Consider the following 12,052-nt stretch of genomic DNA (forward strand, 5'->3'; position numbering starts at 1 on the left):
CCGCTACCTGCACCCACGTAACGGCGAGTCGGGACCCCTCGATCAGTGAACGGGCTCGCGCAGCTTCAGCCACGCCTCCCGCCGCGCCGCCTGTCGGGCAGGGTCCGCCACCGGCGACGCCATGAGCAGTCGCTTACTGTACGGGTGCTGGGGGTCGCGCGTGATCTGCTCGCCCTCCCCGGTCTCGACGATCTCGCCGCGGTACATCACCGCAACGCGATGGCAGATGCGGCGCACCACGCCGAGGTCGTGCGACACGAACAGGTACGACACTCCCGTGTCGCGCTGGAGCTCGATGAACAGGTCCATGATCGTCGCCTGCGTCGTCAGGTCGAGGGCGCTCACCGGCTCGTCGCAGACGATCAGCCGCGGGCGCCTCACGAGCGCCCGGGCGATGGCGATGCGTTGCCGCTGGCCGCCCGAGAACTCGCTGGGGTAGCGGCCGACGACCGTCTTCGGCAGTCGCACCCTGTCGAGCATGTCGGCCACCGCGGCGCGGGCCTCCTTGCGACCGGCCCCGGATGCGGTGAGCGGCTCCGCGAGGATGTCACCGATGGTCATCGCCGGGTTCAGCGAACCGTACGGATCTTGGAACACCACCTGGATGCTCGACGCCAATGCCCGACGTTGCGCGCCCGTGGCGCGGGTGATGTCTTCGCCGTCGAACCGGATCGTTCCGCTCGTCACCGGCACCAGTCCGAGGATGGCCTTGCCGAGTGTCGACTTGCCCGACCCGCTCTCGCCCACGAGCCCGACGCATTCGCCGGCCCCGACCTCGATCGACACCTCGTTCAGCGCACGGAACGAGTTCTTCTTGCGGGCGCCGTAGTCGACCACGACGTCGCGGGCGGACAGCAGCGGTGCGTTCGATGCGGTCATGCCAGCACCGCCTTCCGGTCGGGTTCGGCCCGTTCGAGCTCGTCGAGCCGCGCGCGGCTCTCGGCTCCGTCGAGCGAGGCTGCGATCAGGTCTCGGGTGTACTCGTCCTCCGCCCGGGTGAAGATCCTGTCGACGTCGCCGACTTCGACGATGTCGCCGTGCTTCATCACGACGACGCGGTCGCAGATGTCGGCGACCACGCCGAAGTTGTGCGTGACGATGATGAGGGCCATCCGGTACTCCTGCTGCAGTTCGCGCAGCAGCTCCAGCACCTCGGCCTGCACCGTCACGTCGAGCGCGGTGGTCGGCTCATCGGCCACGAGCACGGCAGGCTTCCCGACGACCGCGCCGGCGATGAGCACGCGCTGGGCCATCCCGCCGGAGAGCTGGTGCGGATACGACCGCATCACCCTGGCGGGGTCGACGATGCCGACCTTGGCGAGCATGTCCAGCGCTCGGGCGCGGGCGGCGGACTTCGACAGCTTGTGCACCGAGCGCAGCGGCTCCATCAGCTGGTGGCCGATCGTGAACGACGGGTCGAGGTTCGACATCGGCTCTTGCGGGATGTACCCGACCTCGGTGCCGAGCAGTCCGGTGCGCTCCTTGTGGTTCAGGCGGGTCACGTCACGCCCGCCGACCCAGAGCGCGTCAGCGCTGTAGGTGCCGCCGGCGGGCAGCAGATCGAGGATGGAGAAGACGGTCTGCGACTTGCCCGACCCGGACTCGCCGACGATGCCGAGCACCTCCCCCGGCGCAACGTCGAGCGTGATCCCGTGCACAACCTCCGTGTCGCCGTAGCTCACCCGCAGGTTCTGCAGTTGCACCGCGGAGTCACCCGACTTATGGACGACGGCCCCTGTCGACGTCGTGACCACGGCCGGCTCGGCGCCGGCCGCACGCTTCACGCTCGGCGCTGAGCGCCGCTTCGGCCGGGCGACCGGCGTTCGCACGCTGATCACATCCGCGAGCGTCGACCCCATCACAGCCAGTGCCGCGATCGAGATCCCGAGGGCGAGCGACGGCCAGAGCAGCAGCAGCGGGTTCGTGAGCATCGTGCGGAAGCCCTCGTTCATCATCGCGCCCCAGCCGGGCGTCTTCGCCCCGCCGATGCCGAGGAACTGGAGGCCGGCCTGCATCCCCATCGCCATTCCGGCGGTGAGCGCCGTCTGGATGACGACCGGCGCGTAGACGGCCTTGACGACATGGCGGGAGAGGATGCGCGCCGTGCCGAGCCCGGAGACCTTGGCCGCGTCGACGTAGGCCTCGTTACGCACCGCCATCACCGTGGAGCGGGTGAGCCGGAAGTAGCCGGGCGCCATGAAGACGCCGAGCGTCGCCATGAGGATGGTGAAGTCGTTGCGTGTTCCGGCGGCGACGATGAGCAGCACGATCATTCCCGGCACCGCCTGCAGCGCGTCGCTCACCCAGGTGGCCGAGCGGTCGAATCCGCGCCCGAAGTAGCCGGCGGCGAGTCCCGCGGGAACACCGGCGATCACGGCCACCACGATCGTGACGAACGCTCCCCACAGTGTCGACTGGGTTCCCCAGATCAGGCGCGAGAGCACATCCCGGCCCGCGCTGTCGCCGCCGAGCGGGTGTGCCGCGCTCGGCGGGGCCTTGGTGAGGGCGAAGTCGACGAAGTTCGGGTCGCGCGGCGCGAGCAGGGGCGCGAAGACCGCCACCAGCAGGATCAGCACGAAGAAGCCCAGGGAGATCGCACCGGCGGGCCTGCGCACGAACCGCGCGAAGGTGTTGCCGCGGCGGGCGAGCCGGGGGTCGATGGTCACAGGGGTCGCTGTCGTCATTGCACACGCGCCTTCGGGTTGACCCAGCCGAGCACCACGTCGAGCAGAAAGTTCACGATCACCACGAAGGCGACGGTGACGACGGTGATGCCGAGCAGGATGGGGATGTCGCCGTTCTGCGACGAACCGCTCGTGAGCGCTCCGATGCCCGGCAGGCTGAAGATCTGCTCGACCACGATCGCCCCGCCCAGCAGCCCGACGAACATCAGGGCGAGAACGGTGAGGGATGCGGGAGCGGCGTTGCGAAGCAGGTGCAGCACCACACGGGGCTGCGAGAGGCCCCGGCTGCGGAGGGTGCGCACGTAGTCCTGGTTGTTCGCGGTGATGATCCCGTTGCGGAGCTGTTCGGCGATCATGACGATCGCACCGACGGCCAGCGCGATCGACGGGAGCGTGATCGAGCGCAGCCACCCGTCGACGCTCACGGTCGGCTGCACGTAGCCGACGGCCGGGAACCATTTGAGGTTGACGGCGAACCAGATCACCAGCACGAGGCTCACCCAGAAGCCGGGGAGCGCGAACAGGATGACCGACGCCGCCTTGATGACCTTGTCGAGCACCGACCCGGGTCGCAGCCCGGCCAGCACGCCGAACACGGCGCCGAACACCGCCGACAGCAGGGTGGCGGCCGTCACGACGGACAGGGTCACCGGCAGTTTGATCGCGATCTGCGCCCCGACGGGCTGGAAGTTGCGCCACGAGGTGCCGAAGTCGCCGACGATCGCGTGCGACGCCCAGTCCCAGAACTGCACGAGCAACGGACGGTCGACCCCGATCTTCGCGGCCAGCGCGGCCTGCTGGGCCGGCGTCGCCGACGTGCCGAGCAGGCCGGCCGTGGGATCGCCGATGGCGAGATGGGCGAGGAAGAACGTGCCGGTAACCACTGCCAGGAGCAGGATCAACCCCGAGATGAGTCTCTTGGCCGTGAACTTGATCATGAGAGTTCCCTGTCGGTGACGAGGATGGCGACCGGGCCGCGGGATGGTGTCACCGCGGCCCGGCCGAGGGTGGGGTCTAGCCCTTCACCGCGATCTGGCGCAGTGTCGGGTACATCATTCCGGTGACCGGCGTGATCTCGATGTTCGAGGTCGAGACGTAGCTGTTGTTCGCTTGGTACCAGACCGAGAACCACGCCTTGTCGGTGACGAGGGTGTTGAGCTTCTCGATCTCCTTCACCTGGTCTTTCGGGTCGGCGGCCAGCACCTTGGTCACCTGGGCCGCCACATCCGGGAACTTGTCCGTCTGCGGTGTCGGGTTGTACCACTGCGGGTTGCTGATCTGACGTTCGACGGTCGCGACCGGGTTCGAGTCCATCGAGATGAACGCGACGAACATCGGGTACGTCGGAGCGTTCTTCTGGTAGTCCATGTACTGCATGTCGTCCCAGGTGACCGTGATGCCGAGATCCTTGAAGACCTGGTCGACCGCGGGCTGCCAGACCTGGAAGACCTGCGACATCGGCATGTGCAGGTCGAAGCCGTCGGCGTAGCCCGCCTCCGCCAGCAGCGACTTCGCCTTGGTGATGCTGGTCTTGTACTTGTCGTTCAGCGAGGTCAGGTTGCCCGGCATCCCCGAGGGGAACACCTGGTTCGTCGCGACGCCGGCGCCGGAGCCGACGGATTTCAGGATGCTCGAACCGTCGAACGCGTCGTTCAGCGCCTGTCGCACCTTCTCGTCTCCGAGCGGCTTGAACTTCTCGCCCGCGCGGTCGGTGAACTGGAGTCCCACCCAGCCGGAGACCTTGGCCGCGGTGTTCCAGCCGTTCTCCTTGGCCTGTTTGAGCGCGGTGTCGTCGGCGTAGTTCACGTTGATCTGACCGGAGGCCATCGCGTTGTCGCGCGCTGTGCCGTCCTGGATCGGATAGATCGCCAGCGGATCGAACGGGAACTGCTTGGCGTCCCAGTGGTTCTTGACCTTGTCGAAGTGGTACTCGGAGCCTGCGACGCTCGAGGAACCGAGCGTGTACGGCCCCGATCCGACAGGGGTCTTCGCCAGCGAGCCGTCGGCGATCGCCCTGGGCGCCATCATGTAACTGCGGCCGAGACCCATGAAGTAGAGGAGGGTGTCGTCGCGCTTGGTCAGGTCGATCTCGACCGTCTTGTCGTCGACGGCCACGAACTTCTCGACGTTGAGGTATGCCTCGCCGGAGCGCGCACCCTTCTTGAGATAGTCGAGGCTGGTGACGGCGGCGTCGGCGTCGAACTTCTCGCCGTCGCTGAACTTCACGCCGGTGCGCAGGGTGAGCGTCACCTTGAGGAAGTCGTCGGAGACCTTCCATTCCGTCGCCAGAGCGGGCGTCGGCTTTCCGTCGCCGTCCACGGCGAGCAGCGGGTCGTAGATCGCGGAGAGGTACGGCCCGTCGAAGCCGATGTCGGCCAGCGACGGGTCCCACGAGGTGACGTCGGCGAACTCGCCGAGGTTGAGCGGACCACCGGAGGCACCGGCGCCGGAGGACGCTGTGGTGTCGCCTCCCGAGCCGCAGGCTGTCAGCGCGAGCGCTGTCGCGACGGCCAGAGCCATCGCAGCCATTGCTTTCTTCATGTCTTCTTCTCTCGATTGGCAGGGCAAGGGGTGGATCTTGACACGCACGCTGCAGGGCGTCGACACAGCACTCGTGGTTCTGTCGTCAACCGAGGTTGGCTACACATCGCTGTGTCGTGGCGGTAATTCTACAGTTGTTGACAAGAAAAACAACTAGTGGAGAATAACGACCGGATGAGCGTCGCACGAAAGGCGCGGAAACCGGTAATCGCCAAGATGTACGGGATGATATACGATTCGACCGGGTGGAACTTCCGCCGACGACGAAAAAGGTGACCAACGTTGCTCGAAGACTCGATCATCCGGTCCATCGCGGATGAACTGGCCGACGCCGAGCGGGAACGCACGACGATCCCCCTGCTCACCGCCCGGCATCCCGAGATGACCATCGACGACTCCTACGCGGTGCAGAACCTCTGGAAGGAGCGAGGCCAGGCCGACGGGCGCCGCCTGGTCGGCCACAAGATCGGCCTCACCTCCAAAGTCATGCAGCAGGCGACCGGGATCTCCGAACCCGACTACGGCATCATCTTCGACGACATGGTCTTCGCCACCGGCGCGGTCATCCCCTTCGACGCGTACTCGAACGTGCGCATCGAGGTCGAACTGGCCTTCGTGCTCGGCGAGCCGCTCACCGGCCCTGACTGCACCCTGTTCGACGTGCTCGACGCCACCAAGTACGTCGTGCCCGCGCTCGAGATCCTGAGCTCGCGCATCGAGATGGCGGGCCGCACCATCGTCGACACCATCTCCGACAACGCGGCGATGGGCGGCATGGTCGTCGGCGGCCGGCCCGTGGCGGTGGATGCGGTCGACCTGCGCTGGGTCTCCGCCCTGCTCTACCGCAACGAGACGATCGAGGAGTCGGGCGTCGCCGCTGCCGTGCTCGACCATCCCGCCGCCGGCGTCTCGTGGCTGGCGAACAAGCTCGCGCACCACGGCACGAGACTCGACGCCGGCGAGATCATCCTCGCCGGCTCGTTCACCCGCCCGATGTGGGTCGAACGCGGCGACACCGTGCACGCCGACTACGGACAGCTGGGAGCCATCACATGCCGATTCGTCTGAACCCGTCCCGGCGGGCCGAGCCGACCTTCGCCGACGCTCTCCGCGACGCCCAGCGGCCCTTGATCGGGATGTGGGTGTGCTCCGGCAGCGCCCTCGTCGCCGAGATCTGCGCCGGCAGCGGCGTCGACGCCCTGCTGATCGACGGCGAGCACGGCCCGAACGGGCTGGAGTCGATCCTCGCCCAGCTGCAGGCGGTCGCGGCCTATCCGGTCACCCCCCTGGTGCGCGCGCCGATCGGCGACACCGCTGTTCTCAAGCAGCTGCTCGACCTGGGTGCGCAGAACATCCTCGTCCCGATGGTGAGCGACGCCGAGCACGCGCGCGCGATGGTCGCCGCCGTGCGCTATCCCCCGGCCGGAGTTCGTGGCGTCGGCAGTGCCCTCGCCCGGTCGGCGCGCTGGAACCGCGTGGAGGACTATCTCGCTCGCGCCGACGAACTCGTCTCCCTGACGGTGCAGATCGAGTCGGCGGATGCCGTTGCGGCCGTCGACGACATCCTCGCTGTCGACGGCGTCGACGCGGTGTTCGTCGGCCCCGCAGATCTTGCAGCCTCGATGGGCCTCCTCGGCCAGCAGAACCACCCGGATGTCGTCGCCGCCGTCGAGCGCACACTCGCCGCCGCATCCCGGGCCGGCAAGCCCGCCGGCGTCAACGCGTTCGATCCGGCGATGGCTCAGCACTACTTGGACGCGGGCGCGGACTTCGTGTTCGTCGGCGCAGACGTGGCCCTGCTGGCACGCGCGTCGGAAGGCCTGGCGGATACATTCATCGGCGAGGCCGGTGGCGAGATCACGCCGGGGTATTGATCGATTGCCGATCATACGCCGATCGTATACAATCTCAGATACGTTCCATCTGGTTCGTCGAACACATGCCCGTCGAAGAAGAGGAGGCCAGCAGCCGTGAGCGACATCAGCATCCCCGGCAAGATCATCGCCGTGCACCTGAATTACCGCTCCCGCGCCGCCCAGCGAGGACGCACCCCCGCGACTCCCTCGTACTTCCTGAAACCGTCGTCGTCGGTCGCGACGACAGGCGGCGCCATCGAGCGCCCCGCCGGAACGGAACTGCTCGCTTTCGAGGGTGAGATCGCCCTCATCATCGGTCGTCCGACCCGCCGCGTCAGTCCTGAAGAAGGCTGGGCCGCCGTCTCCGGCGTCACCGCGTCGAACGATTTCGGCGTCTACGACCTGCGCGCGGCCGACAAGGGCTCCAACGTGCGCTCCAAGGGCGGCGACGGCTTCACTCCGGTCGGGCCCGACGTCATCCCCGCGGCCTCGGTCGACCCGGATGCGCTCCGTGTGCGCACCTGGGTCAACGGCGAGCTCGTGCAGGAGGGCACCACAGACGACCTCCTCTTCTCGTTCGGCCGCCTGGTCGCCGACCTCTCGCAGCTCATGACCCTGGAGCCCGGCGACCTCATCCTCACGGGCACCCCCGCCGGCTCCTCGGTGACCGTGCCGGGCGACGTCGTCGAGGTCGAGGTCGACGCGCCGACCGCTCCGGGCTCCCCCACCTCCGGCCGGCTCGTGACGCGCGTCGTCGAGGGTCGCATCCCCTTCGGCGATTTCGGCACCAAGCCCGCCGTCGACGACGTGCAGCGCGCCGAGGCGTTCGGCACCCCGCCGGCGCCGGGAGCGGATGCGGAATCGCCGTTCGAGCTCACCGACGATCTCCGCGCGAAACTCGCCTCCGTCTCCACGGCCACGCTCAGTTCTCAGCTGCGCAAGCGCGGCCTGAACAACGTCTCCATCGACGGCCTGCAGTCGACGCGTCCCGCTGCCACGCTCGTCGGCCGCGCGAAGACGCTCCGCTACATCCCCGGTCGCGAAGACCTGTTCGAGACGCACGGTGGCGGCTACAACGCCCAGAAGCGCGCGTTCGACGCTCTCGGCCCGGGCGAGGTGCTCGTCATCGAGGCCCGCGGCGAGCGCGGCAGCGGCACCGTCGGCGACGTGCTCGCCCTGCGTGCCCAGGTGAACGGCGCCGCCGGCATCGTCACCGACGGCGGGGTGCGCGACCTCGCGATCGTCGCCTCCCTCGACATCCCCACCTACCACGCCGGACCGCACCCCGCCGTTCTCGGCCGCAAGCACGTGCCCTGGGACACCGACATCACCGTCGCGTGCGGTGGCGCGGCCGTTCAGCCCGGGGATGTGATCGTCGGAGACGCCGACGGTCTGCTCGTCATCCCGCCGGCGCTCGTCGAGTCCGTCGTCGCCGACGCGATCGAGCAGGAGCGCGAAGAAGAGTTCATCGCCCGGCAGGTGGCCGCCGGCGAGAAGATCGACGGCCTGTTCCCGATGAACGCCGCCTGGAGAGAGAGGTACCGCGCATGGCTGACACAGCAGTAGGCATCGCCAAGGAGGTCACGCCGAGCAAGTCGCAGCTCGCCTACGACTGGATCCGCGTGCGGATCGACGACGGCCGGTACGTCTCCGGGTTCCGGCTCGTGCTCGGCCAGATCGCGAGCGAGCTGAACATCAGCGTCGTTCCCGTGCGCGAGGCCATCCGCCGCCTCGAAGCGGAGGGCCTGGTCACGTTCGAGAAGAACGTCGGAGCGCAGGTCGCCCTCCTCCACGACACCGAGTACACGTACACGATGCAGACCCTCGCACTCGTCGAGGGCGCGGCCACCCAGATGTCCGCTCCCCTCCTCACCGCCGACCACATCGCCCGCGCCCGCGCCGTCAACAGCGAGATGATCGCCTGCCTCGACGACTTCATCCCGCACCGTTTCACCGAGCTGAACCGAGACTTCCACTCGGTGCTCTATGAAGAGTGCCCCAACCCCCACATCCTCGACCTCGTGCACCGCGGCTGGAACCGGCTCAAGGTGCTCCGCGACTCCACGTTCGGATTCGTGCCCGGGCGTGCCCGCGAATCCGTTCGCGAGCACGAGCAGATCCTGGGGCTGATCGAGGCGGGCGCCGACCCGCTCGACATCGAGCTCGCCGCCCGCCGTCACCGTCTCGCGACGCTGGATGCCTTCCTCGCCTACCAGAGCGAGCACAAGCATCCGCAGCGCTGACCGAACACCACCACCCCAGCAGACTTCACCGATCGCCGAAGGAGGCGTGCGTCCATGGCGCAGCACTACATCCCCGAGAACCTGCCTGACAAGATCCAGCACTTCATCGGCGGCGAGTTCGTCGACAGCGTCTCCGGCAAGACGTTCGACGTGCTCGACCCGGTCTCCAACCAGACGTACGTCACCGCTGCCGCCGGACAGAAGGAAGACGTCGACCTCGCCGTCGCCGCCGCGACACGGGCCTTCACCGAAGGTCCGTGGCCGCGCCTGAAGCCGCGCGAGCGCGCTCGTATCCTGAACCGCGTCGCCGATGCCGTCGAAGCGCAGGACAAGCGGCTCGCCGAGCTCGAGACGTTCGACACCGGCCTGCCCATCACCCAGGCGCTCGGGCAGGCGCAGCGTGCCGCCGAGAACTTCCGCTTCTTCGCCGACCTGATCGTCGCGCAGTCCGACGACGCCTACAAGGTTCCCGGCTCGCAGATCAACTACGTGAACCGCAAGCCCATCGGTGTCGCCGGTCTCATCACCCCCTGGAACACCCCGTTCATGCTCGAGAGCTGGAAACTGGCCCCCGCGCTCGCCTCCGGCTGCACGGTCGTTCTCAAGCCCGCCGAGTTCACCCCCCTGTCGGCGAGCCTCTGGGCCACCATCTTCCGCGACGCCGGCGTGCCGGACGGCGTGTTCAACCTGGTCAACGGGCTCGGCGAGGAGGCCGGTGACGCGCTGGTGAAGCATCCGGACGTGCCCCTCATCTCCTTCACCGGCGAGAGCCGCACCGGACAGCTCATCTTCGGCAACGCCGCGCCGTTCCTCAAGGGTCTGTCCATGGAACTCGGCGGCAAGTCGCCCGCCGTCGTGTTCGCCGACGCCGACCTCGACGCCGCGATCGACTCGACCCTGTTCGGCGTGTTCTCGCTCAACGGCGAGCGCTGCACGGCCGGTTCGCGCATCCTGGCCGAGCGCAGCATCTACGACGACTTCTGCGCCCGCTACGCCGCCCGCGCCAAGAACATCGTCGTCGGCGACCCGCACGACCCCGCGACCGAGGTCGGCGCCCTCGTGCACCCCGAGCACTACGACAAGGTGATGAGCTACGTCGAGATCGGCAAGTCGGAGGGGCGACTGCTCGCCGGCGGCGGCCGCCCAGACGGCATCGACCACGGCAACTACGTCGCACCGACCGTGTTCGCCGACGTCGCCCCCGATGCCCGCATCTTCCAGGAGGAGATCTTCGGCCCCGTCGTCGCCATCACCCCGTTCGACTCCGACGAGGAGGCCCTCGAACTCGCCAACGGCGTGCGGTACGGTCTCGCCGCCTACATCTGGACCAGCGACCTCACCCGCGCGCACACCTTCGCGCAGAACGTCGAGGCCGGCATGGTCTGGCTGAACTCGCACAACGTGCGCGACCTGCGCACCCCGTTCGGCGGCGTCAAAGCCTCGGGCCTCGGCCACGAGGGCGGCTACCGTTCCATCGACTTCTACACCGACCAGCAGGCCGTGCACATCACGCTCGGCGCCGTGCACACCGCACGCTTCGGCGCGTCAGCGCACTGACGGCCGCACCCGTTCTCAAAGAGGAGGAACAAGAAATGAGCACCGCCCCCATCCCCACACCCGTCTCGACGCCGCCGGACATCCTGCGCTGCGCCTACATGGAGATCGTCGTCACCGATCTCGCGAAAGCACGGGAGTTCTACGTCGACATCCTCGGGCTCGTCGTCACCGAGGAGGACGACACCGCGATCTACCTGCGGTCGTTCGAGGAGTTCATCCACCACAACCTCGTGCTCCGGCTCGGCCCCATCGCCGCCGTCGCCGCGTTCTCCTACCGCGTGCGCAGCCCGCAAGACCTCGACCTCGCCGTCGCGTTCTACACGGAGCTCGGCTGCCGGGTCGAACGTCGAGCCGAAGGCTTCACGAAGGGCATCGGCGACTCGGTTCGCGTCGTCGACCCGCTCGGCTTCCCCTACGAGTTCTTCTACGACGTGCAGCACGTCGAGCGCCTCGCCTGGCGCTACGACCTCTACGGCCCCGGCGCGCTCGTGCGGCTCGACCACTTCAACCAGGTCACCCCCGACGTGCCCGCCGCGCGCAAGTACATGGAAGACCTCGGATTCCGGGTCACCGAAGACATCAAAGACGACCAGGGCGTCACCTACGCGGCCTGGATGCGCCGCAAGCCGACCGTGCACGACACCGCCCTCACCGGCGGCGACGGGCCGCGGATGCACCACGTCGCGTTCGCCACGCACGAGAAGCACAACATCCTCTACATCTGCGACAAGCTCGGCGCCTTGCGCAAGTCCGACCTCATCGAGCGCGGCCCCGGCCGTCACGGCGTCTCGAACGCGTTCTACCTGTATCTGCGCGACCCCGATGGCCACCGCATCGAGATCTACACGCAGGACTACTACACGGGCGACCCCGACAACCCTGTCGTCACCTGGGACGTGCACGACAACCAGCGCCGCGACTGGTGGGGCAACCCGGTCGTTCCGAGCTGGTACACGGATGCGTCGCTCGTGCTCGACCTCGACGGCATCCCCCAGCCGCTGACCACGCGTCACGACCCGGGCGAGATGGACGTGACCATCGGCGCCGACGGGTTCTCGTACACGCGCGAGGGCGACACCGAGCAGGGCTTCAAGCTGGGCGCGCAGGTCTAGCGCCCCGCACGAATCCACCCAGGGGTCCCGACACGCCGTGAGCCGCACCGCTCAGACGG

General features: G+C 68.1%; 10 protein-coding genes. 6 read left to right on the top strand and 4 right to left on the bottom strand.

Translation table 11 applies throughout. The features are described 5' to 3' along the window. Positions 1-42: 42 nt before the first annotated feature. The 4 genes from ACFVWR_RS18385 to ACFVWR_RS18400 form a co-directional block, all read right to left on the bottom strand. Positions 43-879: an ABC transporter ATP-binding protein gene (locus ACFVWR_RS18385; RefSeq protein WP_387215621.1), complete on the bottom strand. Its 837-nt coding sequence runs from the start codon at positions 877-879 to the stop codon at positions 43-45. Further along, entirely contained in the window at positions 876-2,684 is a 1,809-nt protein-coding gene (locus ACFVWR_RS18390) for a dipeptide/oligopeptide/nickel ABC transporter permease/ATP-binding protein (protein ID WP_387215624.1), read from the bottom strand. The genes ACFVWR_RS18385 and ACFVWR_RS18390 overlap by 4 nt, the downstream gene beginning before the upstream one ends. Further along, positions 2,681-3,622 (bottom strand): ABC transporter permease, encoded by a 942-nt coding sequence (locus ACFVWR_RS18395; protein WP_387215627.1) that lies wholly within the window; start codon positions 3,620-3,622, stop codon positions 2,681-2,683. The genes ACFVWR_RS18390 and ACFVWR_RS18395 overlap by 4 nt, the downstream gene beginning before the upstream one ends. Positions 3,623-3,698: 76 nt before the next feature. Next, positions 3,699-5,225, bottom strand: coding sequence for an ABC transporter substrate-binding protein (locus ACFVWR_RS18400; RefSeq protein ID WP_387215630.1), 1,527 nt, complete (start codon positions 5,223-5,225; stop codon positions 3,699-3,701). 282 nt (positions 5,226-5,507) lie between these two features. Between ACFVWR_RS18400 and hpaH the strand changes: the two genes are divergently transcribed. The 6 genes from hpaH to hpaD all read left to right on the top strand — a co-directional run bounded on the left by hpaH (position 5,508) and on the right by hpaD (position 11,993). Further along, positions 5,508-6,293 (top strand): 2-oxo-hept-4-ene-1,7-dioate hydratase, encoded by a 786-nt coding sequence (gene hpaH / locus ACFVWR_RS18405; protein WP_387215633.1) that lies wholly within the window; start codon positions 5,508-5,510, stop codon positions 6,291-6,293. Further along, positions 6,278-7,099, top strand: a complete 822-nt coding sequence (locus tag ACFVWR_RS18410; protein WP_387215636.1) for an HpcH/HpaI aldolase/citrate lyase family protein — start codon at positions 6,278-6,280, stop codon at positions 7,097-7,099. The genes hpaH and ACFVWR_RS18410 overlap by 16 nt, the downstream gene beginning before the upstream one ends. 96 nt (positions 7,100-7,195) lie before the next feature. After that, positions 7,196-8,647, top strand: a complete 1,452-nt coding sequence (locus ACFVWR_RS18415) for a fumarylacetoacetate hydrolase family protein (RefSeq protein WP_387215639.1) — start codon at positions 7,196-7,198, stop codon at positions 8,645-8,647. Further along, positions 8,629-9,324, top strand: coding sequence for a GntR family transcriptional regulator (locus tag ACFVWR_RS18420; RefSeq protein WP_387215642.1), 696 nt, complete (start codon positions 8,629-8,631; stop codon positions 9,322-9,324). Before ACFVWR_RS18415 ends, ACFVWR_RS18420 begins: the two co-directional genes overlap by 19 nt. Positions 9,325-9,378: 54 nt before the next feature. Further along, entirely contained in the window at positions 9,379-10,881 is a 1,503-nt protein-coding gene (hpaE, locus tag ACFVWR_RS18425) for a 5-carboxymethyl-2-hydroxymuconate semialdehyde dehydrogenase (protein WP_387215645.1), read from the top strand. A gap of 35 nt (positions 10,882-10,916) precedes the next feature. Continuing rightward, entirely contained in the window at positions 10,917-11,993 is a 1,077-nt protein-coding gene (gene hpaD, locus ACFVWR_RS18430) for a 3,4-dihydroxyphenylacetate 2,3-dioxygenase (RefSeq protein ID WP_387215647.1), read from the top strand. Positions 11,994-12,052: the final 59 nt, after the last annotated feature.

The organism is Leifsonia sp. NPDC058292 (assembly GCF_042880955.1).
Classification (GTDB): domain Bacteria; phylum Actinomycetota; class Actinomycetes; order Actinomycetales; family Microbacteriaceae; genus Leifsonia.